Raw genomic sequence first — 23,333 nt, forward strand, 5'->3', positions numbered from 1 at the left:
ATGGTTGGCTGGACGTATGAGCACCGATATTTCGACCTCCGTCCCGACCGCCGTCGACTTCTGGTTCGACCCCTCCTGCCCGTGGGCCTGGATGACCTCCCGCTGGGTCGATGAGGTTGCCCAGCTGCGCAACCTCGACGTCACCTGGCACGTGATGAGCCTCGCCGTTCTCAACGAAGACCAGGACGTCTCCGAGGAGTACCGCGCGTTTTTCCCCCGTGCGCTCCGTTACACCCGCCTCGTCGCCGCTGCGAAGGAAGAATTCGGCCAAGCGATCGTCAAACCGCTGTACGACGCCCTCGGCACGCAGATCCACCTCGGTGAATCGACAGACCCGGATGTCGTGATCGCGCAGGCGCTCGCCGAAGTCGGGCTGCCGCCGGAGTTCGCCGAGCACTCGCTGAGCGACACGTACGACCCGCAGATGCGGGCGAGCCACTTCGACGGCATCGGCCGGGTGGGCCAGGATGTCGGGACTCCGGTCATCGCCGTGAACGACGTCGCCTTCTTCGGCCCGGTCATCTCCCCGGCCCCGGTCGGTGAAGAGGCCGCCAAACTCTGGGACGGCGTCGTCGCCGTCGCGGCGTACCCCGGGTTCTTCGAGATCAAGCGCAGCCGCACGGTCGGTCCGATCCTCAACTGACCGGTGTCGGGCGCCGGCGCGCGTAGGAAACGGCAGAATGGAAGCATGCGCATCCATATCGCCACCGACCACGCCGGCCTCGACTTCAGCCAGCACCTCCAGCAGCATCTTCGCGATAACGGTCACGAGGTCGTGGACCACGGACCGACCGAATACGACGCGCTGGACGACTACCCGGCGTTCTGCATCAACGCCGCCATTGCCGTCGCGCGCGACCAGTCGGCGGGAGTTGAAGCGCTCGGCGTCGTCTTCGGTGGTTCAGGCAACGGTGAGCAGATCGCAGCGAACAAGGTGCGCGGCATCCGGGCAGCCCTCGTCTGGAACCTGAGCACGGCGAAACTGGCCCGCGACCACAACGACGCCAACGTCATCTCGATTGGGGCCCGCCAGCACTCCGTCGACGAGGCCATCGCCTTCATCGACGCGTTCATCGCCGAGCCGTTCACCGCTGAAGAACGCCACGTTCGCCGGATTGCGCAGCTCGCCGAGTTTGAAGAGACCGGCACGATCGAGGGCAAGGGCGTCGACGCCCTTACCGAACGCGGCTGATATGCCTGAGGGGCATTCCGTCCACCGCATCGCGCGGCAGTTCAGGCAGAACTTCCAAGGCCACCGCGTCCGTGTCACCTCACCCCAGGGTCGGTTCGTCGACGGCGCGGCGATCCTCGACGGGCGCACCGTCACCGATGTGAAGGCTGTCGGCAAACAGATGTTCATCGACTTCGACGACAGCGTCTGGTTGCGGGTCCACCTCGGGATGTACGGGGCCTGGGACTTCGCCGGTGAGATCACCCAGGATGCGACGATCGCTTCCGCGAACGGCCGGATGGGGCACACCAACCAGCGGGGCACTGACCTGGCGGCGGCGATCCTCGATGATGCCGGGGAGAATTCCCTGAGCTCGATCGGCGCCCCGCGGAAGACCCGCGTGCGAATGTCTGAGCAGACCAAAGGCCTCGCCGGTTCCGAGTGGGAGACGTTCCCGCCGGAGCCGGTCGGCGCAGTGCGCGTGCGGCTCCTCGCCGAGCACGCCGTCGCCGACCTGCGGGGTCCGACCGCCTGCGAGGTCATCGACGACTCCCGTGTCGGCGAGGTGATTGCGAAACTGGGACCAGACCCGCTGCTCGACGACAGTGACGAAGCCGAGGACCGGTTCACCGCCGTCGTCCGACGAAAGCCGACCCCGATCGGGTTGCTGCTCATGGACCAGTCGGTGGTCTCCGGCATCGGCAACGTATACCGGGCAGAGCTGCTGTTCCGTGCCGGCGTCAACCCGCACACACCGGGCAAGCTCGTGCCTGACGAGACCGTGCGGGCGATCTGGCAGGACTGGTCGAGGCTCTTGCGGATCGGCGTCGAAACCGGCCAGATGATGACGATGGACAACCTCACCGGCGACGACTACCGCAAAGCCATGGCGCATCGCGACGACCGGCATTGGGTGTACAAACGTGAGGGCCTGCCCTGCCGGGTGTGCGGAACGCATATCCTGCTCGAAGAGATGGGCGCCAGGAAGCTGTACTGGTGCCCGGTCTGCCAACGCTAAGTTCACCCGATTCGAGAAGGATCCGATGCGACAGAATCCCAGTTTCGTGCTCGGCGACATCCCCGAGATTCGCCGGCTGATCGAACAGAACCCGTGGGTCACCCTCGTGAGCGAAACGGCCGACGGCCTCGTCGCATCCCACTACGCCGTCGTGCTGGACCCGGACCGGGACGACCTCACAATCCTCGGCCACGTCGGCCGCCCCGACGAGGCCATCCACGAGCTCGGATCCCACGAGCTGCTCGTGATCGTGCAGGGTCCGCACGGCTACATCTCACCGGGCTGGTACGACGACAATCCAGCGGTGCCGACCTGGAACTTCGTCGTCGCACACCTGCGCGCCGTCCCCGAAATCCTCGGCGACGAGGAGAATTACCGGGTCCTCGGCCACCTCGTGGAACACTTCGAGAAGCGCATGCCTGAACCCCGGCTGATGGAGGGAACTCCGGCGAACGCCGAATACGCGCGCCGTATCAGCAGCGGAACGGTCGGCTTCCGCCTTACCCCGACCCGCGTCACCGCGAAACGCAAGCTCAGCCAGAACCGGCCGGCCGAGACGGTCGAGAGGATCATCGACCAGCTCGAGAACGGTGTCGAATACCCCAACCCAGCCCTCGCCGCCGAGATGCGCCGGGCTCGCCGATGACCGAATTCCGGCTCCGCGCTGCCCGGCCGGGTTCCGGCATCCGTCGCACCCTCACCGACGTGCGCCTCGCCGGCGGGGACGGCCGGCCTGTCGACGTCATGCTCGAGGATGGCACCGTCGCCGAGTTCCGGCCGGCAGGAACCGGCCCCGCCGAGGGCGAAGAAACCAGGGGCGATGGGCGGTGGCTCCTGCCCGGGCTGTGGGATTCTCACGTGCACTTCACCCAGTGGGCGCAGACGTCCCGCCGGTTCGACCTTGCCGGCACGTCGACGGCGGCCGAGGTGCTCGCGACGGTCGACGCGCACACCGCCCCGAATCCGGACACGTCCGCCGGTTCGGATGAACCCGCCGTCGGGTTCGGGTTCCGCGACGCGCTCTGGCCATACGCGGCAGACCTCGCCGCCTTCGACCGGGCGTCGCACGGGCGTGCGGTGATCCTCATCGCAGGTGACCTGCACTGTGTCTGGTTGAACAGTGCCGCGCTGCGTCAGCACGGTCACGCCGGCCATGCCACGGGCATCCTGCGCGAAGAGGACGCGTTCGCCGTGCACCGCAGCATCGAAAGCGCCCCCGAGAGGGTCGTCGACGGTTGGGTGCGCGACGCCGCCGATGCCGCCGCCGCCCGGGGTGTAGTCGGCATCGTCGACTTCGAAATGGCATGGAACCTCGAATCGTGGACGAGACGCATCGCGGCAGGCACCCTTGCGTTGCGCGCCCGGTTCGGCATCTATCCGCAAGACCTCGACCGAGCTATCGCCGAACGCCTGCAGTCCGGGCAGATCCTTCCGCACACCCACGGCCTGCTCGAAGTCGGGTCGTTCAAGGTCATCACCGACGGATCGCTCAACACCCGGACCGCCTACTGTGTCGAGCCGTATCCCGGGGTGGCGGACCCGAACCCCCACGGGATCCTGAACGTGCCGCCGGGCGAGCTCATCGACCTGATGTCACGCGCACGGAACGCCGGCCTCGACTCAGCCATCCACGCCATCGGAGACCAGGCCAACACCCATGTCCTTGACGCGTTCGCCGCCACGGGTTCCCGAGGCTCGGTGGAGCACGCCCAGCTGCTCTCGTCCCGAGACATCGTCCGGTTCGCGGAACTCGGGGTGACAGCGAGTGTGCAACCCGAACACGCGATGGACGACCGGGATGTCGCGGACCGGTATTGGGCGGGCAGGACCGATCGTGCGTTCAGCCTCCGCAGCATCCTCGACGCCGGCGGGAGACTCGCCCTCGGCTCGGACGCGCCCGTCGCCCCGCTCGATCCATGGCAGGCCATTTCGGCCGCGGTGGGGCGCTCCCGTGACGGACGCGCACCGTGGCATCCGGAGCAGTCGGTCACCGTCGCCGAAGCGATCGCGGCGTCCACGCGAACCGGAAGCCCGACGATCCGGGCCGGGCAGGTCGCCGACCTCGTCCTCGTCGACAGGGACCCGTACACGGCGTGCCCGGAAGAACTGCGACGGATGCCGGTGGCCGCCACAATCTTGGGCGGCCGTGATACCTTCAACGCGCTCTGAGCGGAAGCTCCGTTAACGCGAAAGGAGGGCCGCCCGGATCGAGCGGCCCTCCTTTCGTCGTGTTGCTACTTGGAGACGTGGGCGACGAGGAACCAGCGGTCCTTCTCGAGTCCGCGGGCGATCTCGATGGCGATGTCCTGGCTGGTGAGGTCGATCGAGTCCAGCTCGTCGACGGCCGTCTTGATTGAGGTGAGGGCGGCGTCGATCTGTGCGACGAACTCAGCGATGGTGGTGTCCGACTGCTGGAATCCTGCCGTCAGTTCACCCGTCGTGGTCTTGGCGGCGACGGTGGCCAGTCGGGCGTCGACGGGAAGGCCGAGGGCGACGATGCGCTCAGCGGCGCTGTCTGCCCAGTCCTGGGCGTGTTCCACGATGGTGTCGAGGAGTTCGTGGACTCCGACGAAGTTCGCTCCGCGAACGTGCCAGTGAGCCTGCTTTCCGTTCACGACGAGAGCGGTCAGGTCGATGACGACCGGGCTCAGGAACTGTGCGACTCCCGCTGCGACGTCGGGGCTGACGGAGGTGGATGAAACGGTGGTGAGATCTGTCATGAGTATTCCCCTTCGCTGGGCGCGTGATGCGCTGTTGGAAACAACGCTACTCAGCTACGCACATTCCGCAAGGAAGCGAAGGCTCGTCTAACCTCACGGTTTACGGGTTCCTGGAGCCCTCAGCGCAGCGACGTGATCCCACGGGCCGCAGCCTTGAGATCGCGGATCCGGCTTTCGTAGGTCGCCGCCAACACGATGAGGGTCACGCCGCCGACGCCCGCCCACAGCCACCACGGGACGCTGCCGTACAGATCGGAGATCCAGGGCCAGAGCTGCGCCAGCCCGTGCGCAACCACGACGACCGCGCCGATCAGCGTGGGTGCCTGTAGCTTCAGCGCGAGGCCCGCACCGAACACGAGGAGAGCGACGACACCCAGGGTGACGACCCGCCAGAGCTCGTTCGATAAACCGAGGTTCGCGACCAGCGACGGCACCAGGAGAACACCGAGACCCGGCCCGAGTTCTGCCCAGGAGCCACGCTTCTGGTGGCGGCTGAGCCGAACACCACCCACGATCAGTGCGACCGCGAGGGGGACGGTAGCGAGCTCGAACGGATCGACGGTCCCGGTAACCAGGAGCGCGCAGGCGAGGACGACGGCGCAGCCGGCGGATGCCCAGCGGAAGGCTGGCGAGAATTCATCGTGAACGGATGCTGTGATCAGATAGCCGCACAGTACGACCAGCACCAGGAGTCCACGCCACGCGTCGAGGTTGCCGGTGAGAAGTGCTGTGAGGGTTGGCAGGGTGAGTACCAGAACGGATGCCACGACTGCCGCCGTTGCGAGCGCGGCCGGTGTCTGCCGTTGGCGGTGCCAGAGCAGGCCTGCCGCAAGAAGGAGGAAGGCGCCACCCGCCGACCACACCTCGAACGGAATGCTCGAGCCATCCCGGTTGATGGCGGCGCTTCCGACAGAGGTAAGGGTCGCACCTGAGACGCCGGCGAGCCATACGACGACACTGCAGCGGAGGCCACGGAACACCGGAGGAAGGAAAGCGCCTGCGGCGATGAGGATTGCACACATCCCGAGCACGACACCCGTTCTCAGCGGCTCGGCCCCGGCGGAGGCAATTGCGCTCGGGCCGACGCTGACCGCGAGTGCTGCAGCGAGAAGGGCGGAGCGTCCCGGCTGGACCCGTCCGTCCGCCACCGGCCGCCGAATGAGGAGAACACCGAGGATGGCGAACAGAAGGGCGGACACCGGCAGAGTGTAGAACTCGACAACAGTGACGTCGGCGCGCAGGAGTCCGAGCCAGAGCCCGGCGACAGCGAGGGGGAGCCCCAGCCATGCCACGTGCCGACGGGGCGAGGTCCCGGCGACGATGTCGCCGTCGCCGCTGGCGACGAGGACCGCGGCGACAGCGAGAAGCACGAGTGTGAGCCAGCCAAGCTCCGGTTCGACCGTCGCCGAAACTACGACGGCAACGGCGGCGACAGCCAGGGCACCGTCCCATCCGACGCGCGCTGGGGACGTTCCGGGGAGGCCGTCTCGTCGCGGGAACAGGACCGCCCCGACCGCCGCCAGGACCACGATCGCACCGGCGAGAACCACTCCGGTCGCCTGATCCCGCTGGGCGCCGAATAGGAGGGCCGGGGCGAATTCGGGCCAGGCGATGTCGACGGCCCCGACGATCGCGGCCGGCGCGACGGCCGCAGTGACGAAACGTTCGGGCCAGGCGGCCGCCCGCCCCGGGACCTGCCACGCCAGGCTCGCCGCTGCGGCCGCAACCACCGTCGCGAAAAGGGGCACCGGACTTCCCTGGGCGTACAGTTCCGAAATCCCGATGACTGCTGCGACGGCGGCAACGGCGGAAAGTACGGCAGCGTCTGCCCGGCTGAGCAGATCGACGGCGAACGGAATTGCGGCGCCGACGAGGAGTGCGACGACTGTCATCCACAGCGCTGGCATCGCCACTCCGGCTGTCGTGCCGGTGACCGATTCGAACCATGCTGGCACCATCCGCGCGCTGAGAACGAGCGCGATCGCGGCCGAACCGGTCGCGATCACGGCCAACGCTGCCGTCACCGGAGCCGCCGCGAGCCGGACGAGAGTCTGCCTGGCGGACGCGAGCAACACCACCGAGGCGATGGCGGTCACCGGGAAGGTGGCCGTGCTGGTGAGGCCGATCGTGCCGAAGACGACAACGGCCGCGGCGAACACGATGCCGAGCGCCAGGCGTAGAGCAGCCTGCTCCACCACGACGACAGCCGCGAGCAGGGCAGCGGCGAGAAAACCGAGACACAGGGCGGATGCCACGGGCTGGCCGATCGACGCCGAGGCACCGATGAGGCCGAGCCCGCCGATGCCGGCGGGAATCCAGCTCGACCCTTGAGCACGCCCGAGGGTCGCGAGGGTCGCGATGCCGATGGCTGCGACGAGTATCAGGGCGAGCGGGGACTCGATTCCCATCTGAACGAGCGGATTCGCCGGTACCCCGAACGCGGGAACGCTGAACGGTGTCGTCGTGGCTCCCCAGGCGGACGTCGCGACGGTGAACCCGAACGCGGGCGCCGCCGCGAGCCCGGCAACGCCGAGTGGGATCACCGCGGCGAGACGGAGCGCGGGAACCAGGCGGGCGAGTGGCGCAACGTGGGTGAGAGCGGCGACGAGAAGAGCCGCGAGGGCGGTGACGGATGCCGGCAACCAGAGAATGGCATCCACGACCCGGCCCCCGAGGAACAGGGACAGACCGGCGCCTGAGGCGGCGAGACCCAGGCCCACGGCCGCGATCACATCCCAGGCGTTCAGGCCGATCGGCCTCGCAGCATCCGCTCCGTCGGGGACTCGCCGGGCGGGCGCGGCAGCGAGCATGACGAGCCACACTCCGGCGACGACCGCGAACGCCATGCTCCGGGCCGCCGGCAGTTCCGGGAACGCTCCGAACGCGCAGAGCGCGGCCACGGCAGTGGCGATCATGCCGCCGGCCAGGAGGATCGTCCGCTCGAGCGGGCGCTCTAGCCGGGTCCAGATCAGTGACGCGACGCCGACGCTGGTGAGAGCGGTCCAGGCGCGGGTCCAGCCGTCGACGTCGACGAGCAACCCCTGGACGAGGGCGAAACTCGCGAACGGCCCGATCAGCACCGCGGACAGTGAGAGGGTTCGGAGTGGGATCGCGCGGGCGCCGACCGCGAGAAGGGCGGTGAGAAGACCCGCTGAGAGACCTGCGTACAGCCAGCCGTCGATGTTCGCGGAGCCGAACACTCCGTTAGCCCGGATGATCCACAGGTCGAGCAGGAACAGGACAACAGCAAGCGATGCGATACCTTCGGCGGTGCCCTGCAACCGTCGGCGGAGTAGCAGAACGGCGACCCCGAACACGGCAACGCTTGCCACGCCGGTGAGCAGCGACCGCACCTCAAGGCTCGCCACAAGGTACGCGACGAGGACGAAGAACAACGCCATGACCGATACGAGGATCACGCCGACGGTCAGCATGAGGATTTGCACACCGGAACGCCGCGGTTTTGCGGCCATGGGATGCTCTGTGCTGGACGGGTGCTGCGGCTGCGGCACCCGGTTCCCGGTTGCGAAGGGGTTGGATTGACCTTGCGTGTTCGAAGCGAGAGTGGCAGCCGGCTGCGCGGTGGGGAACGGCTGGGGAACGGGGTATGCCTGCGGGGCGTACACCGGCACGGCGGCTGCGGCGGCACGGGCTCGGGTTACGACCTGTTCCCGCTCCATCTGGGCACCGCGCATGCGGGTGAGGAGCACCTGTCGTGAGGACTCAGCGAGAGCGACGGCACTGCCGGCCTCAAGCAGGAGGTGCGCTTCGGGGACGCTGAGGTCGAGACGACATACCGTGCACACCGGGCCGGTGGACCCGTCCAGCACTGTCGGGAGCGGCGCAATGGCGATCGTCCCGAAGCAGGCAGGGCACAGTGTCGTGTCGGTGAGAAACTCTGGCCGGAGAGGCCAGCGGGCCGGAACCCCGTTGGGGCCTGAAGGGCTCGATGTCGATGGCGTCGATGTCGATGGCGTCGATGGCGCAGGAAAGCCCGGTGTCGGAGACATGGCCCCGATTGTGGCAGAGCCGCGACGCGCGTGGGCGTCGTTGGGCGATTGGGGGACAAGACGGCCGTGTGGAGAAAATCCGGTCGCGATAGGGTGACGGCATGACGAGCGACAGCGCAGCAAGCATCATCCCGCTATCCGGCATGGACGGACCGGTGATCGCCGACACGGCCTTCGTCGCACCCGGAGCACGGATCGTCGGAAACGTCACGCTGAAGGAGGCGTCAAGCGTCTGGTACAACGCCGTCCTCCGTGCTGACTCCGCCTCCATCGAACTCGGTGAGGGCAGCAACATCCAGGACGGCGTCGCGGTGCATGTGGATTCCTCGTCGCCCGTGGTCATCGGGCGCAACGTGTCGGTCGGTCACAATGCTGTCGTGCACGGCTGCACCATCGGGGACACCGTGCTTGTCGGCATGGGAGCCGTCGTACTCAGTGGTGCGGTCATCGGCGACGAATGCCTCATCGCCGGGGGAGCGGTCGTGCTCTCCGGCGCCGTGATCCCGCCTCGGTCACTCGTCGCAGGAGTGCCGGGGAAAGTGCGCCGGGAGCTGACCGACGACGAGGTGGACGGCATCCGCAAGAACGCCGAGATCTACCTCGAACACACCCGGCACCACGCCCAGTCGCTCAGAGGCTGATCGCCTAGTCGGACCCGTACTTCCTGATCCACCGTCGGTGTGAGGTCATGGCCGTGCCAAGGCACACCGCGGAAGCCACCATGAGACCGACACCCGCTCCGAAACGCCCGGTGCCGAGAAAAATGCCGGCTGCGACGAAGAGCGCAACACCGACAGCGGTCCAGATCGAGTGAGGGCGGAGCATCTTCATTGCTTCACCTTTGACTCGCCGGTATCGAACGTGCCGGTGCTGAACGGGGAACTGGAGGGGATGACGGGAATCGAACCCGCGTGATCAGTTTGGAAGACTGAGGCTCTACCATTGAGCTACATCCCCGCGGCCGGAAGACCGGCACCCGAATATCGTAGTACACGTTTCGGGGTCGGATGTGCAGCCACCTGTTACGGCGGTTTTTTACCGGCATCCGTGCATTAGACTGTCGGAGGCCTTCCATTACCGCCTTCTTGATTGGTGTGTGAGTCCACACCGGTAGTTCAGCTACCGGGGCGTAGCTCAGCTTGGTAGAGCGCCCGGTTTGGGACCGGGAGGTCGCAGGTTCGAATCCTGTCGCCCCGACAAGTCCGACCTCCTCAGATCGAGGAAAAAATCCACAACACAGGAGAACACACCAACGTGAAATCCACGGTCGAAAAGCTCAGCCCCACACGTGTCAAGCTCGCCATCTCGGTGACGCCTGAAGACCTGAAGCCGAGCATCACCCACGCCTACGGCCACATCGCCGAACAGGTCAACATCCCCGGATTCCGCAAGGGCAAGGTTCCGCCGGCGATCATCGACCAGCGCATGGGCAAAGGCGCCGTTCTGGAGCACGCGGTCAACGAAGGCCTCGACGGCTTCTACCGCGCCGCTGTCGAAGAGCACAGCATCCGCACCCTCGGACGCCCCCAGGCTGACATCGTCGAGTGGCCCAGCGACAAGGACTTCTCGGGAGACCTGCAGCTCGCCATTGAGGTCGACGTGCGCCCAGAGATCACCCTGCCGTCCTACGACGACATCACCATCGAGGTCGATGAAGCCGAGATCACCGACGAGGACGTCACCGCTGAGCTCGACAAGCTCCGCACCCGCTTCGGCACGCTCGTCACCGTCGACCGCCCCGCGAAGACCGGTGACTTCGTCCAGATCGACCTCGTCGCCACGATCAACGGCGAAGAAGTAGACAACGCCACCGGCATCTCCTACGAGGTCGGCTCAGGCGACCTGATCGAGGGCATCGACGAGGCGCTCGAGTCGCTCACCGCCGGTGAAGTCACCACTTTCAGCGCACCGCTGCTCGGTGGCGAGCACGAGGGCGAGAACGCCGAGATCACTGTCACCGTCGGCGCCGTCAAGGAACGCGAAATGCCCGCGGCTGACGACGACTTCGCTCAGATCGCCAGCGAGTTCGACACCATCGCCGAGCTCACCGAGAGCCTCAAGGAGCAGGTCGCGCGCCAGAAGGCGTTCGGTCAGGGCGCTTCTGCCCGCACCAAGCTGCTCGAGAAGCTCGTCGAGCTCGTCGAGATTCCCGTTCCGGAGAAGCTCGTCGAAGACGAAGTACACCGTCACCTCGAGGGCGAAGGCCGACTCGAAGACGACGAGCACCGCGCTGAGGTCACCGTTTCGAGCGAGGCCACGTTCAAGCAGCAGATGCTCCTCGACACCATCGCCGAGGCCGAGAACGTCCAGGTCAGCCAGGATGAACTGACCCAGTACCTGATCCAGGGCGCTGCGCAGTACAACATGGAGCCGGGCGAGTTCATCAAGGTCCTCGACGAGAACGGCCAGATCCCGGCAATGGTCGGAGAGGTCGCCCGCAACAAGGCCCTCGCCGTCGTGCTTGCGAAGACCACCGTCGTCGACACAGCCGGCAAGCCTGTGGACCTGACCGGATTCGTTCCGACCGATGAGGACGAGACCGAAGAGCTTGTGGCCGAAGAGGCTTCTGCCGATGAGGCTCCGGCCGATGAGGCTCCGGCTGACGAGACCACCACGGACGAGGCTGCGGCCGAGGCTGACAAGCCCAAGAAGGCCAAGAAGACCGCGAAGACCGAGAAGTAGGTTTTCTCACGATGGATGCCCCGGGAGTGATTCCGGGGCATCCGTCATTTAACCGCGGGGCGGCGCGATATCTGCCCACGGCGAACAGAGCAGTTCCGGTGCGTTGGCTCCGATAGATTCGATTACACGCAACAACTGAAATGGAGCGCGACATGGCCGAACTGACACTGCCCAACAGTGTTTTTGACCGACTGCTGAAGGATCGCATCATCTGGCTCGGCGCCGAGGTCCGCGATGAGAACGCGAACGAGATCGCTGCGAAGCTGTTGCTGCTCGCGGCTGAGGATTCCAAGCGGGACATCTACCTGTACATCAACTCGCCCGGTGGCTCGATCACCGCGGGCATGGCGATCTACGACACCATGCAGTTCGTTCCGAATGACATCGTCACCGTCGGCATCGGCATGGCCGCGTCGATGGGCCAGCTTCTGCTGACCGCGGGGACGAAGGGCAAGCGGTACATCACGCCGAACGCCCGCGTGCTGCTGCACCAGCCGCACGGTGGCTTCGGTGGAACGTCGAGCGACATCCAGACCCAGGCGCAGCTCATCCTCGACATGAAGCGCCGCCTGGCCGAGATCACCGCTGCGCAGACCGGCAAGACCGTCGAGCAGATCAACGCCGACGGCGACCGCGACCGCTGGTTCAGCGCGCAGGAAGCCCTCGAGTACGGGTTCGTCGACCACATCCGCGAATCGGCCACTGATGTGACCGGTGGCGGCGGAACCGAATCCAACTAAGCGTCGAGAAACCAAGAGGACAGAACACTATGGAAACCCCGACCTTCCGCGCCGCAGGCAACTTCGCTGCAACAGCGGCTGCCATGCCGAACTCCCGGTACATCCTGCCGAGCTTCGAGGAGCGCACCGCTTACGGCTACAAGCGCCAGGACCCTTACGCCAAGCTCTTTGAGGACCGCATCATCTTCCTCGGCGTACAGGTCGATGACGCATCCGCTGACGACGTCATGGCGCAGCTGCTTGTGCTTGAGAGCATGGACCCCGACCGCGACATCGTCATGTACATCAACTCACCGGGTGGATCGTTCACAGCGATGACGGCGATCTACGACACGATGCAGTACATCCGTCCGCACATCCAGACCGTCGTGCTCGGCCAGGCGGCGTCCGCCGCAGCTGTGCTCACCGCGGCAGGCACCCCCGGCAAGCGGCTCGCCCTGCCGAACGCCCGCATCCTCATCCACCAGCCCGCCATCGGCGAGGCCGGCCAGGGCCAGGCATCCGACATCGAGATCCAGGCGGCTGAGATCCTGCGCATGCGCGTCTGGCTCGAGGAGACCCTGTCCGCACACTCCAACCGCAGTGTTGAGCAGGTCAACAAGGACATCGACCGTGACAAGATCCTGTCGGCGTCCGAGGCCCTCGAGTACGGCCTGATCGACCAGGTGCTCACCAGTCGCAAGCACCTGCCGACGCTGAACAAGACCGCGTCAGGCGCCATCGCGTCCTGAGCGCACGCGCCATCCAGAATCAAGAAAACGGAGCCGGGGGAGACCCCGGCTCCGTTTTGTTCGCTGTAGGCAATCGTGAGTTTTTCGAGACAGGGCAGCCCGCTTGCAGTGCGATGTCGCAGGTTCGGGTTAGGCTCAATTCAGGCAACCGGCCAGTAAGAGGAGTGTGGACAGATGGCTCGAATCGGTGAGAGCGCCGACCTGCTCAAATGTTCCTTCTGTGGCAAGAGCCAGAAGCAGGTCCAGCAGCTCATTGCGGGGCCGGGCGTGTACATCTGCGACGAATGCGTCGAGTTGTGCAACGAGATCATCGAGGAACGTCTTGCCGAGGCCGGCGAAGCAGCCGCCCCCGACTTCGAACTGCCCAAACCCAAGGAGATCTTCAACTTCCTTGAGGAGTACGTGATCGGTCAGGAGCCAGCGAAGCGGGCGCTTTCCGTCGCTGTGTACAACCATTACAAGCGAACCCGGGCACGCACGACGCTCACCAGTGCCGACACGATCGCCGACGACGTCGAGATCGCGAAGAGCAACATCCTGCTGATCGGCCCGACCGGCTGCGGCAAGACCTATCTTGCCCAGACCCTCGCCAAGCGGCTGAACGTTCCCTTCGCCGTCGCTGACGCCACCGCGCTGACCGAGGCCGGTTACGTCGGTGAAGACGTCGAGAACATTCTGTTGAAGCTGATCCAGGCGGCTGACTACGACGTCAAGCGCGCTGAAACAGGCATCATCTACATCGACGAGGTCGACAAGATCGCCCGCAAGGCCGAGAACCCGTCGATCACCCGCGACGTCTCCGGTGAAGGCGTGCAGCAGGCGCTGCTGAAAATCCTCGAGGGCACCGTCGCATCCGTTCCCCCGCAGGGCGGGCGCAAGCATCCGCACCAGGAATTCATCCAGATCGACACCACCAACGTGCTCTTCATCGTCGCCGGTGCATTCGCCGGGCTCGAAGAGATCATCTCGTCGCGGGCAGGCAAGAAGGGCATCGGCTTCGGTGCCCCACTGCACTCCAAGGGCGACGACATGAACCTGTTCAGCGAGGTTCTGCCAGAAGACCTGCACAAGTTCGGCCTCATCCCGGAGTTCATCGGGCGTCTCCCGGTCGTCACCACAGTGACGCCACTCGACCAGCACGCGCTGATGGAGATCCTCACCGTTCCGAAGAACGCCCTTGTGCGGCAGTACCAGCGCATGTTCCAGATCGACGGTGTCGAGCTGGAGTTCGAGCAGAGTGCACTCGAGGCGATCGCCGACCTGGCTGTGCTGCGCAAGACCGGTGCCCGTGGGCTCCGTGCGATCCTCGAAGAGGTTCTCGGCCCGGTGATGTTCGAGGTGCCGTCGACCGAAGAGGTGGCGCGCGTCGTGATCACCCGGGAGTCGGTTCTGGAAAACGCGGCACCGACGATTGTTCCCCACAAGCCGCGTCGCCAAGAGAAGTCAGCGTAGCCAGCATCCGTCGGGCGCAAGTTCGGCGAATCGTCGATCGGTCCCAAAGGGCTGTTCGATCGCGCACGAACGACCCCTTGGGCCAGATCGATGGTGGGAACGACCCTTTGGGCCCAACCGATACGCTCGGGTCAGTCCGCTAGGCCGCGTCGCTCCAGCAGCGGCTCGATGCGGGCATCCCGGCCCCGGAACTCGCGATACGCCTCGAGCGGATCCTTGCTGCCACCGACACCCAGCAGGAGGGAACGGAACCGGTCGCCGTTCTCGCGCGTCAGCCCGCCGTTCTCCGTGAACCACTCGACGGCATCCGCATCGAGGACCTCACTCCAGATGTAGGAGTAGTAGCCGGCGTCATAGCCGCCGGAGAAAGTGTGCGCGAAGTAGGTGCTCGAGTACCGTGACGGCACGGCCGGGTTATCGAGCCCGGCCGCAGCCAGAGCGTCCCGTTCAAATGCGGCGACGTCGCTGACCACCGTGCCTGAGCCAATCCGGTGCCAGGCCTGATCGAGCATGGCCGCAGCGAGGTATTCGCTGGTGAGGAATCCCTCGTTGAACGAGGTGGACCTGCGGATGTTGTCGACGAGCTCCTGGGGCATCCGTTCGCCGGTCTCGTGGTGCACGGCGTAATTGGCGAGCACCTCCGGCCACAGCATCCACATCTCGTTCACCTGGCTCGGGAACTCGACGAAGTCACGGTACACGTTTGTTCCGGCGAATCGCGGGTAACTGACCCGGGCGAAAAGCCCATGAAGGGCGTGGCCGAACTCGTGGAAGAACGTTTTCACCTCGTCGAAGCTGAGCAGGGTGGGCGCACCCGGCGCGGGTTTGGGCACGTTGAGGTTGTTCACGACAACAGTGGGCTGGTCGAGCAGTGCGTTCTGAGCGATCAACGGGTTCATCCACGCGCCGCCCCGCTTGGAGTCGCGCGTGTAGAGGTCGAGCAGGTAGAGGCCGACGGGGGAGCCGTCCGCTTCGCTCACCTCGAAGACCCGGACTTCCGGATGGTAGGCGTCGAGGTCGGTGCGTTCGGTGAACCGTACACCGTAGAGCTGCGCGGCGGCGAAGAAGATCCCGTCTATGAGCACGCGCTGCGCTTCGAAGTACGGCCGCATGGCCGCCGTGTCGACGGCGTACCTGGCCTCACGCACCTGCTCGGTGAGAAACGCCCAGTCCCAGCTCGACACCTCGTACGAAATCTCACCGGCATCGACGAGCGCCTGCAGGTCGGTCAGCTCAGCACGGGCGTTGCGCGCGGCGGCCGGCGCGAGCGATCCAAGCATTCGAGCGACGTTCTCCGGATTCTTCGCGGTCTCATCTGCTGTCACGAACGCCGCGTGCGAGTCGAAGCCGAGCAGGGTAGCCCGCTCGGCTCGGAGCCGCGTGATCTCGAGGACGAGGCTCTTGTTGTCGTAGTCACCGCCCCGGATGCCTCGCGAGCGCGACGCGCGCATGATCCGTTCACGGACGTCCCGCCTGGTGAGACTCGCAAGGGCCGGATGCCCCGTCGGCAGCACCAGGGTGAGCAGGTAGCGGTCGTCAAGTCCGCGCTCCCGGGCAGCTTCAGCCGCGGCGGAGATCTCGCCCTCGGTGAGCCCGTCGAGCTCGGCAACATCGTCGAAGAGAACAGCGAGGTCGTTGGTGTCGGCAAGCAGATTCTTCTCGAACCGGGTCGTCAGGGTCGACAGTGTGCTGTTGAGCGTACGGAGCCGGTCCTTCTCCGGTTCGCTGAGGCCCGCGCCGGCGAGGGTGAATTCGGTGTGGTACCGCTCGAGAAGGTACCGCGATTCGTCATCCAGCCCGAGGGCATCGAGCCGTGAATGCAGGAAGTCGATGCGGGCGTACAACGCTGGGTTCAGCCGGATCGCGTCGGAGTGGGCAGCGAGCAACGGGGCGATGTGCTCCTCAAGTGCCAAGGTAACTGGGTTCGAATCGGCCGAACTCTTGTTGAAGAAGACGTTTCCGGCCCGTGCGAGGATCTGTCCGGAACGCTCAAGCGCGAGGATGGTGTTCTCGAAGGTGGCGGCATCGGTCGACGTGACGATCGCTTCGATTTCTGCGAGCTGCTCGGTCATGCCCTGTTCGAAGGCAGGGCGGTAGTGCTCGTCGCGGATGTCGGCGAACGGCGGCAGCTGGTACGGCAGCGTGCTCGGAACGAGGAACGGGTTCAGCGGCTCTGGCATGTCCCAACCCTACGGCCGACATGTGTACCGAGCCCCTCCCGGCGCACCCATAGGGTTGAGTCATGGCTAACTCTGAACGCTACACGCTGGGGCATCACGAGAGCGTTCTCCGTACCCACAGTTGGCGCACTGTCGATAATTCAGCGGCATACCTGGCGCCCCACCTGACCCGCGGCGCTTCTGTGCTCGATGTCGGCAGCGGCCCCGGCACGATCACGATCGACATCGCCCAGCGGGTCTTCCCCGGCAATGTCATCGGGATGGATGCCTCCGCCGACGTCTGCGTCCACGCGTCGACCCTCGCGCGTGACAGCGACGTGCTGAACGTCGACTTCGTCGCCGGGGATGCGTATGCGCTCGACTTTCCCGACGACACCTTCGACGTCGTCCACGCCCACCAGGTGCTGCAGCACGTCGGCGATCCCGTCGCTGTGCTGCGTGAGATGCGCCGTGTGGTGAAGCCGGGCGGCATTGTCGCCGCGCGGGATGTCATCTACGGCGCTGCATCCTGGTATCCGCTTCTGCCCGGGCTCGACACCTGGATGCGTGTGTATCAGTCCGTCGCGCGATCCAACTCCGGCGAGCCGAATGCGGGCCGCTCGCTCAAGGCGTGGGCGTTCGAAGCGGGGTTCACCGATGTGGAGAGCACCGCGTCGGTGTGGTGCTTTTCAACCGACGACGATCGGGACTGGTGGGGCAGCGCATGGGCTGAGCGTGCCGTCAAATCCAGCTTCGCGTGGCAGTCGATTGAAACCGGCGCCGCCAGCCAGGCGGATCTTGAGGAGATCTCCGCGGCCTGGACCGCCTGGGTCGGCGACTCGCGCGGATGGTATGCGATGCCCCACGGCGAGATCCTGGCCCGTAAGTAGCGAACGGATGCCGTCCACCAGCACGCGGCGCGGCGTCCGCGAAACGGCGACTCGAGCTCGCCGCGCGGCGCTACTCCTCTTCGTCGTCGGTGAGGGCCGCGTCGTGCTGGCGGATCGTCGCCGAATCGGCGACGTCGTTGTAGGTGATGATCGTGCCGTCGTCGAGTTCGAGCACCGGGCGACGTTCAAGCCAGGTGAGCGTCCAGCGCCAGCCGCGGGCGTCGACGTCGTCGGCGCGAAGTTCATCCTCGACCGTGCGCACAGCCGAAACGACAACCTCGGGGAGCGAAGCGGCCGGCGGGTCTCCGACACTCCATCGGGTACCGAGTTGCATCAGACGGCGCGGTCGTAGGTGACCCAGTTCGTGCGCGCAGCGACCTTGTCGTAGAGCACCCGGGCTTCGTCGTTGTCAGGGGCGGTGATCCACCGGATGATGTCTGAGCGCTGGTCCCTGGCGATCTCGGTGACACGATCGATCAGGGCGGTCGCTATGCCGTTGCCCCTGGCCTCCGGCGAGACGAACAAGTCGTCGATGTAAATCCCTGTTCCCCCGGCAAGGGGGCGGGGGAAGGTTCGGTAGTGGGCGAGGCCGACGAGCGTCCCGTCTTCGTCCTGAGCGATGAGAGCCGACAGGTCATGGGTTTCGTCGGTGATCCAGCTCCACACCAGTAGGGCCTTTTCATCGGGCACCGGTGTGCCGTAGAAGTCGCCGTAGTCGGCGAACAGGGGCAGCCAGTTGAAGAAGTCGCGGTCTCGGGTGTTGCGAATCTCAAAAGTCATGGTTTCTCCTCAACTGGGGTTCGACGTAGGGGTGTCGACCGGGGCGAAGTCCACTCCGGTGACGGTCAGTTCGTCCGCCGGAGTGAAACTGAGCTTAACGATACGGCCGACCGCTTTCAGATCCCCCTCTGCGAGGGTCAATAGAGCGATATCATCCGGGGTTCCGGTGAGCGTCGCCTCGTTGAGGCTGGTCTTCTGTGACACCTTCGCGTCGGTCTTCACGCGACGGATGCTGGTCAGCGCCTGTCCGGTGAGGACGAGGAGTCGCGGGTTTCCAGACGCGGTCAGCTCGTCGGTCGTCGGCCAGCTGGCGGCGTGCACGGATCCGTCGTTCCACCACGACCAGGACTCGTCTGCTGCGAACGGGATGAAGGGGGCGAAGAGCCTCAGCAGAGTGCGGAGAGCCTCACGCAGAGCGGCGACAGCGGAAGCCTGGCCGGGGTGCGACGCGTCGTAGGCGCGTTCCTTCACGAGTTCGAGGTAGTCGTCGCAGAAGGTCCAGAAGAACGACTCGGTCGTCTCGAGCGCCTTGGCGTGGTCGTACGCTTCAAAGGCGGTGGTCGCGTCCGCGACGACCGTTTTGAGTGTCGCGAGCATGCTGAGGTCGATCGCTTCGGTCACCGGTGCGTCGGCAGCGGATTCGAAGCTGAGGATGAACTTCGACGCGTTGAGCACCTTGATGGCGAGTCGGCGGCCGATCTTGATCTGGGTCGGGTTCTGCGGGTCGAACCCGGCGTCCGTTCCGAGGCGTGAGGATGCTGCCCAGTACCGGACGGCATCCGAACCGTGCTTCTCGAGAATGTCGGCGGGGGTGATGACGTTGCCCTTGGACTTCGACATCTTCTTGCGGTCGGGGTCGAGGATCCAGCCGGAGAGAGCGGCGTGCTCCCAGGGTTTCTCGTTGTACTCGAGCGCTGAGCGCAGCATGGTCGAGAACAGCCAGGTACGGATGATGTCCTGCCCCTGCGGGCGCACGGAGAACGGGAAGACGACGTTCCACAGTTCGGCATCGCGTTCCCAGCCGCCCGCGAGCTGCGGGGTGAGCGATGAGGTCGCCCAGGTGTCCATGATGTCGAGTTCGCCGACGAAACCGCCCGGCACGTTGCGCTGGGATTCGTCGTAGCCGGGGGCTGTGTCGCTGGACGGATCGACCGGGAGCGACGCGGCATCCGGCAGGATCGGCGATTCGTAGATCGGTTCGCCGTGCCCGTCGAGGGGATACCAGAGCGGGATCGGCACTCCGAAGAACCGCTGGCGCGAGATCAGCCAGTCGCCCGTGAGGCCGCCGACCCAGTTCTCGTACCGGACACGCATGAAGTCAGGGTGCCACTGGAGTTCTTTGCCCAGTTCGATCAGGCGGGCACGGAGCTGTTCGTCGCGGGCGCCGTTCCTGATGTACCACTGGCGGGTGGAGACGATTTCGAGGGGCTTGTCGCCCTTCTCGTAGTACTTGACCTGGTGGGTGGTCGGCTTCGGCTCACCGATGAGGTCGCCGGAGTCGGTGAGCAGCTGGACGATGGCCTGCTTCGCGCTGAACACGGTTTTGCCGGCGATTTCGCGGTAGGCGGCGAGTCCGGACTCAGACGTGATCACATCGGGTGCTTCGTGGACGATCCGACCGTCGCGGCCCATGATGGTGCGGTTGGGCAGATCGAGCTCGCGCCACCAGACCACGTCGGTGACGTCACCGAACGTACAGATCATTGCGATACCCGCGCCCTTGTCGGGTTGCGCCAGGTGGTGCGCAAGCACGGGAACCTCGACGCCGAACAACGGGGTCGTGACCGTGGTACCGAAGTACGGCTGGTAGCGCTTATCGTCCGGGTGCGCGACCAGGGCGACGCAGGCAGGGAGCAGCTCAGGCCGGGTGGTCTCGATCTCGATGGTTCCACCGTCGGGCTTTGCGAAGGCGAGCCGGTGGTACGACGCCGGCTGTTCCTTGTCCTCGAGCTCGGCCTGCGCGACAGCGGTGCGGAAGGTGACATCCCACAGGGTCGGCGCCATAGCTTGGTACGCCTCACCGCGCTCGATGTTGCGAAGAAAGGCGAGCTGGCTGACCCGGATGGAGTCGTCGCCGATGGTGCGGTACGACTGCGACCAGTCGACGGACAGGCCCAGTGTGCGCCAGAGCGCTTCGAACTGCTTCTCGTCTTCAGCGGTGAGCTTCTCGCAGAGTTCGATGAAGTTGCGGCGTGAGATGGGCTTCTGGTCGGCCGCCTTGGAGCTCTTGCCATCTCCGCCTTCGAACGGCGGCACGAACCCGGCGTCGTATGGGAGTGTCGGGTCGCAGCGCACGCCGTAGTAGTTCTGCACGCGGCGCTCGGTCGGCAGGCCGTTGTCGTCCCAGCCCATCGGGTAGAAGACCTGCTTGCCGGTCATCCGCTGGAACCGGGCGACCACATCCGTGTGGGTGTAACTGAAGACGTGACCGATGTGCAGCGACCCTGACGCGGTCGGCGGGGGAGTATCGACGGAGTACACACACTCGCGGCCGCCCTCGAGAGCTGCGGCGCGGTTAAACCGGTAGGTGCCCGCTTCTTCCCACGTGGGACCCCACTTGGATTCAAGGCCTTCGAGTGCCGGCTTGTCTGGAACTTGCGCGGTCATGGGGTACTCCGATTTCGATATAGGCGGCACCGTGTGAACGTGCCTGAGTGTGTGGGGTGCGTCAATCGTAGCGGAGCCGAGCAGTCGATAAACCCGAGCGGGGGGTGCCGGGCCTGAACGTGTGGCGAGCGCAAGCCCCTGTCATCCGACGGGGCGCTTCCTAAACTGGCGCGGTGCAAGGTCTTCAAGCAGTGGGAACGACGAATCAGCAGCCGAAAACAGATGCTGGCCACCGCACCGACATCCAGGGGCTGCGCGCCGTCGCCGTGGTCCTCGTCGTCGTCTTTCACCTCTGGCCGGATGCTCTCCGTGGCGGCTATGTGGGCGTCGACGTCTTCTTCGTGCTCTCCGGCTTCCTCATCACGACCCATCTTCTCCGCGAAGTGGAGCGCACCGGCTCGGTCTCGCTCGCCGGGTTCTGGGCGCGACGTGCCCGGCGGCTCCTGCCCGCGTCGCTCACGGTGCTTGTCGTCACGACGTGTGGCATCTGGCTTGTCGCCCCAGCCGGTGCGATCGGGCGTTTTCTCGGTGAGGTGATGACATCCGCCGTTTACATCGAGAACCTCGCGCTTGCCGGAAGCTCGGTGGACTACCTGGCCGTCGACGCTGCCCCGTCTCCGGTGCAGCACTTCTGGTCGCTGTCGGCTGAGGAACAGTTCTATCTGGTGTGGCCGGTGTTGATTCTCGGGGCTGTGGTGTTGTCCAGGCGTCTGCGGTCAACCCACCTGTGTCCAGCGGAGTCCAGCAAGCCTCAGTACCGGCGGGCCGTCGGTGTGGCCCTTGTCCTCGTCGTCGCCGTTTCGCTGGCCTGGTCGGCGATCTACACGGTGAGGGATCCGGCACCGGCCTATTTTCTTGCGACGACACGGGCATGGGAGTTCGGTGCAGGAGGTTTGCTCGCGGTGGCGAGCCCGGTGTTCGCCGGTAGGCTCACCCGTCGCAGCATTGGCGGCGTTCGTGGCATCCGTGGCGTTCGCTCTGCCGTTGCGTGGGCCGGGCTGGCAGCGATCGGGCTGGCTGCGGTGGCGTACGGCCCCTCGACGCCGTTCCCCGGTTGGGCGGCGGCGCTGCCCGTCCTTGGCACCCTCGCGGTGATCGGAACGGCGGAGCCGACCGGACGATTCGCCCCGACGCGGATGCTGGCGCTCGGTCCGGTGCAGCGCATCGGCGATCTGTCCTATGGGATCTACCTGTGGCACTGGCCATTGATCGTTCTTCTCCCGCTTGGTCTCGGCCGTGCTCTCTCGTGGGTCGATGCCCTGGCCGTCGCAGTCGCCAGTGCGGCGCTCGCTGCCGCGACGGAACGCTGGATCGAGAATCCGATCCGCAGGGGAGTCCTCTCCGCCCGGAGACCCCGGTACACCCTGGTGGTGGTGGCGGCAGCGATGGCTGTGGTCGTGATCCTTCCGCTGTCGACTCTCGGGATGGCGGCCGAGCGGCTCACGGCGGAGCAGGAGAAGATCGAGGCCCTCGTTGACGCGAACCCGGAATGTCTTGGCGCAGCGGCGGTGGACAGTGGCGATTGCGCGAGGGTGACAGCGGTTTCTGCCGTGATCCCCGACCCGTCGCTGGCCGCTGCTTCCCCCGAACACTGCATCACCGACATCCGTTCGGCCGAGCTGAAGGTCTGCTCCTACGGCGTTCCAGCCGACCGGGCGTCGCGCAGGGTCGCCCTCGTCGGTGACTCCCACGCTGAACAGTGGCTGCCCGCGTTCGCCGAGATCGCAAGCCAACGCGACTGGGCGCTCGTTGTCCTCGCCAAGAGCTCGTGCCCATTCGGTCCTGACCAGCGATTCTCGAAGGACATGTCCGCCGAGGTCCTCGCCGTCATGAACGAGTCGTGCGCGGACTGGAACGAACAGGCGCTCGACTGGCTGGATCAGCATCCGGAAGTGAGCGTGATGTTCACCGCGGCGCGGGCGCGGAACGCCGTCGTCGCGGACGAAACGGATGCCGACTGGCAGGGGACCGCCAGCCGGCAGTACCGGGAGCGGTGGGCAGAGTTGGCGCCCACCATTGAGCGGGTCGTCGTTCTACGCGACACTCCGCGGATGAACGACGATTACCTGTCCTGCGTGGCCGGCTCCGGTGAGGGCGCCGCCGAGCTGTGCGCCGTGGACGTGTCCGAGGCGGTCGACAGGGACCCGGCGGTCGAAGCAGCCTCGGATTCTCCGGATTCCAGGGCAGCGGTGATCGACCTGACGAACTACTTCTGCCCTGACGGGTCGTGCCGACCGGTGATCGGCGGAGTCCTCGCGTACCGGGACACCCACCACATCAGCTGGGTCTACGCGAACACCCTCGTGCCGTTCCTGTCGGAAGAGATCGACGCGCTGATCCCTTAATTCCCGCCAGTTGCTGGTTTGAGGTGGT

19 protein-coding genes and 2 tRNA genes are annotated in these 23,333 nt (G+C 65.9%); 13 read left to right on the top strand and 8 right to left on the bottom strand.

The window, feature by feature from the left end; translation table 11 throughout:
* The first annotated feature begins 16 nt into the window (after positions 1-16).
* From BM197_RS05225 to BM197_RS05245, 5 genes are read left to right on the top strand one after another with little or no spacing between them, the layout of a single operon-like run.
* Entirely contained in the window at positions 17-643 is a 627-nt protein-coding gene (locus tag BM197_RS05225) for a mycothiol-dependent nitroreductase Rv2466c family protein (RefSeq protein ID WP_090709462.1), read from the top strand.
* Between the two features lie 45 nt (positions 644-688).
* Positions 689-1,192 (top strand): ribose-5-phosphate isomerase, encoded by a 504-nt coding sequence (locus tag BM197_RS05230; protein ID WP_090709464.1) that lies wholly within the window; start codon positions 689-691, stop codon positions 1,190-1,192.
* Position 1,193: 1 nt separating this feature from the next.
* Positions 1,194-2,189 carry an Fpg/Nei family DNA glycosylase gene (locus tag BM197_RS05235; protein WP_090709466.1) on the top strand — a complete coding sequence of 332 codons (996 nt, stop codon included), beginning with the start codon at positions 1,194-1,196 and terminating at the stop codon, positions 2,187-2,189.
* A gap of 25 nt (positions 2,190-2,214) precedes the next feature.
* Positions 2,215-2,835 (top strand): FMN-binding negative transcriptional regulator, encoded by a 621-nt coding sequence (locus BM197_RS05240; RefSeq protein WP_090709468.1) that lies wholly within the window; start codon positions 2,215-2,217, stop codon positions 2,833-2,835.
* On the top strand, positions 2,832-4,358 hold the full coding sequence (locus BM197_RS05245) for an amidohydrolase (protein ID WP_090709471.1): 1,527 nt from the start codon (positions 2,832-2,834) through the stop codon (positions 4,356-4,358). The genes BM197_RS05240 and BM197_RS05245 overlap by 4 nt, the downstream gene beginning before the upstream one ends.
* Before the next feature lie 65 nt (positions 4,359-4,423).
* On the opposite strand, the gene BM197_RS05250 is transcribed toward BM197_RS05245, so the two are convergent.
* Both BM197_RS05250 and BM197_RS05255 read right to left on the bottom strand, forming a co-directional pair.
* Positions 4,424-4,909 carry a Dps family protein gene (locus BM197_RS05250; protein ID WP_090709473.1) on the bottom strand — a complete coding sequence of 162 codons (486 nt, stop codon included), beginning with the start codon at positions 4,907-4,909 and terminating at the stop codon, positions 4,424-4,426.
* A 119-nt stretch (positions 4,910-5,028) separates the two neighbouring features.
* Positions 5,029-8,919, bottom strand: a complete 3,891-nt coding sequence (locus BM197_RS05255; RefSeq protein ID WP_143094997.1) for an SCO7613 C-terminal domain-containing membrane protein — start codon at positions 8,917-8,919, stop codon at positions 5,029-5,031.
* Positions 8,920-9,020: 101 nt separating this feature from the next.
* On the opposite strand from BM197_RS05255, the gene BM197_RS05260 reads away from it, so the two are divergent.
* Positions 9,021-9,560: a gamma carbonic anhydrase family protein gene (locus BM197_RS05260; protein WP_090709477.1), complete on the top strand. Its 540-nt coding sequence runs from the start codon at positions 9,021-9,023 to the stop codon at positions 9,558-9,560.
* A gap of 4 nt (positions 9,561-9,564) precedes the next feature.
* Here BM197_RS05260 and BM197_RS05265 read toward each other — a convergent pair whose 3' ends face one another.
* Positions 9,565-9,750 carry a hypothetical protein gene (locus BM197_RS05265; protein WP_090709479.1) on the bottom strand — a complete coding sequence of 62 codons (186 nt, stop codon included), beginning with the start codon at positions 9,748-9,750 and terminating at the stop codon, positions 9,565-9,567.
* 52 nt (positions 9,751-9,802) lie between these two features.
* Positions 9,803-9,876, bottom strand: a tRNA-Gly gene (locus tag BM197_RS05270).
* A gap of 166 nt (positions 9,877-10,042) precedes the next feature.
* On the opposite strand from BM197_RS05270, the gene BM197_RS05275 reads away from it, so the two are divergent.
* From BM197_RS05275 to clpX, 5 genes are all read left to right on the top strand, one after another.
* Positions 10,043-10,116 (top strand) — tRNA-Pro (locus BM197_RS05275).
* Positions 10,117-10,173: 57 nt separating this feature from the next.
* Positions 10,174-11,601: a trigger factor gene (gene tig / locus BM197_RS05280; protein ID WP_090709482.1), complete on the top strand. Its 1,428-nt coding sequence runs from the start codon at positions 10,174-10,176 to the stop codon at positions 11,599-11,601.
* 152 nt (positions 11,602-11,753) lie between these two features.
* Entirely contained in the window at positions 11,754-12,341 is a 588-nt protein-coding gene (locus BM197_RS05285) for an ATP-dependent Clp protease proteolytic subunit (RefSeq protein WP_090709484.1), read from the top strand.
* Between the two features lie 29 nt (positions 12,342-12,370).
* Positions 12,371-13,072: an ATP-dependent Clp protease proteolytic subunit gene (locus BM197_RS05290; protein ID WP_425435681.1), complete on the top strand. Its 702-nt coding sequence runs from the start codon at positions 12,371-12,373 to the stop codon at positions 13,070-13,072.
* A gap of 174 nt (positions 13,073-13,246) precedes the next feature.
* Positions 13,247-14,524, top strand: coding sequence for an ATP-dependent Clp protease ATP-binding subunit ClpX (gene clpX, locus BM197_RS05295; RefSeq protein WP_090709486.1), 1,278 nt, complete (start codon positions 13,247-13,249; stop codon positions 14,522-14,524).
* 131 nt (positions 14,525-14,655) lie between these two features.
* On the opposite strand, the gene BM197_RS05300 is transcribed toward clpX, so the two are convergent.
* Entirely contained in the window at positions 14,656-16,704 is a 2,049-nt protein-coding gene (locus BM197_RS05300) for a M3 family metallopeptidase (RefSeq protein WP_090709489.1), read from the bottom strand.
* Between the two features lie 62 nt (positions 16,705-16,766).
* Here BM197_RS05300 and BM197_RS05305 point away from each other — a divergent pair, with 62 nt between their 5' ends.
* Positions 16,767-17,573: a class I SAM-dependent methyltransferase gene (locus BM197_RS05305; RefSeq protein WP_090709490.1), complete on the top strand. Its 807-nt coding sequence runs from the start codon at positions 16,767-16,769 to the stop codon at positions 17,571-17,573.
* Positions 17,574-17,643: 70 nt separating this feature from the next.
* On the opposite strand, the gene BM197_RS05310 is transcribed toward BM197_RS05305, so the two are convergent.
* From BM197_RS05310 to valS, 3 genes are read right to left on the bottom strand one after another with little or no spacing between them, the layout of a single operon-like run.
* Positions 17,644-17,907 (bottom strand): hypothetical protein, encoded by a 264-nt coding sequence (locus tag BM197_RS05310; protein WP_090709492.1) that lies wholly within the window; start codon positions 17,905-17,907, stop codon positions 17,644-17,646.
* Positions 17,907-18,353, bottom strand: a complete 447-nt coding sequence (locus BM197_RS05315; RefSeq protein ID WP_090709494.1) for a GNAT family N-acetyltransferase — start codon at positions 18,351-18,353, stop codon at positions 17,907-17,909. The genes BM197_RS05310 and BM197_RS05315 overlap by 1 nt, the downstream gene beginning before the upstream one ends.
* Positions 18,354-18,362: 9 nt before the next feature.
* The gene (gene valS, locus BM197_RS05320; RefSeq protein WP_090709496.1) at positions 18,363-20,960 is read right to left on the bottom strand and encodes a valine--tRNA ligase; all 2,598 of its coding nucleotides are present in this window, start codon (positions 20,958-20,960) and stop codon (positions 18,363-18,365) included.
* Between the two features lie 173 nt (positions 20,961-21,133).
* On the opposite strand from valS, the gene BM197_RS05325 reads away from it, so the two are divergent.
* Positions 21,134-23,305, top strand: a complete 2,172-nt coding sequence (locus tag BM197_RS05325; RefSeq protein WP_090709498.1) for an acyltransferase family protein — start codon at positions 21,134-21,136, stop codon at positions 23,303-23,305.
* Positions 23,306-23,333 lie beyond the last annotated feature (28 nt).

This window comes from Mycetocola miduiensis, from assembly GCF_900115155.1.
GTDB classification, from domain to species: Bacteria; Actinomycetota; Actinomycetes; order Actinomycetales; family Microbacteriaceae; genus Mycetocola_A; species Mycetocola_A miduiensis.

Excerpts from the sequence above, each read along its gene's own strand:
- BM197_RS05225 (WP_090709462.1), top strand. The coding sequence starts at position 17 with ATGAGCACCGATATTTCGACCTCCGTCCCGACCGCCGTCGACTTCTGG.
- BM197_RS05230 (WP_090709464.1), top strand. The coding sequence starts at position 689 with ATGCGCATCCATATCGCCACCGACCACGCCGGCCTCGACTTCAGCCAG.
- BM197_RS05235 (WP_090709466.1), top strand. The coding sequence starts at position 1,194 with ATGCCTGAGGGGCATTCCGTCCACCGCATCGCGCGGCAGTTCAGGCAG.
- BM197_RS05240 (WP_090709468.1), top strand. The coding sequence starts at position 2,215 with ATGCGACAGAATCCCAGTTTCGTGCTCGGCGACATCCCCGAGATTCGC.
- BM197_RS05245 (WP_090709471.1), top strand. The coding sequence starts at position 2,832 with ATGACCGAATTCCGGCTCCGCGCTGCCCGGCCGGGTTCCGGCATCCGT.
- BM197_RS05250 (WP_090709473.1), bottom strand. The coding sequence starts at position 4,909 with ATGACAGATCTCACCACCGTTTCATCCACCTCCGTCAGCCCCGACGTC.
- BM197_RS05255 (WP_143094997.1), bottom strand. The coding sequence starts at position 8,919 with ATGTCTCCGACACCGGGCTTTCCTGCGCCATCGACGCCATCGACATCG.
- BM197_RS05260 (WP_090709477.1), top strand. The coding sequence starts at position 9,021 with ATGACGAGCGACAGCGCAGCAAGCATCATCCCGCTATCCGGCATGGAC.
- BM197_RS05265 (WP_090709479.1), bottom strand. The coding sequence starts at position 9,750 with ATGAAGATGCTCCGCCCTCACTCGATCTGGACCGCTGTCGGTGTTGCG.
- BM197_RS05285 (WP_090709484.1), top strand. The coding sequence starts at position 11,754 with ATGGCCGAACTGACACTGCCCAACAGTGTTTTTGACCGACTGCTGAAG.
- BM197_RS05290 (WP_425435681.1), top strand. The coding sequence starts at position 12,371 with ATGGAAACCCCGACCTTCCGCGCCGCAGGCAACTTCGCTGCAACAGCG.
- clpX (WP_090709486.1), top strand. The coding sequence starts at position 13,247 with ATGGCTCGAATCGGTGAGAGCGCCGACCTGCTCAAATGTTCCTTCTGT.
- BM197_RS05300 (WP_090709489.1), bottom strand. The coding sequence starts at position 16,704 with ATGCCAGAGCCGCTGAACCCGTTCCTCGTTCCGAGCACGCTGCCGTAC.
- BM197_RS05305 (WP_090709490.1), top strand. The coding sequence starts at position 16,767 with ATGGCTAACTCTGAACGCTACACGCTGGGGCATCACGAGAGCGTTCTC.
- BM197_RS05310 (WP_090709492.1), bottom strand. The coding sequence starts at position 17,907 with ATGCAACTCGGTACCCGATGGAGTGTCGGAGACCCGCCGGCCGCTTCG.
- BM197_RS05315 (WP_090709494.1), bottom strand. The coding sequence starts at position 18,353 with ATGACTTTTGAGATTCGCAACACCCGAGACCGCGACTTCTTCAACTGG.
- valS (WP_090709496.1), bottom strand. The coding sequence starts at position 20,960 with ATGACCGCGCAAGTTCCAGACAAGCCGGCACTCGAAGGCCTTGAATCC.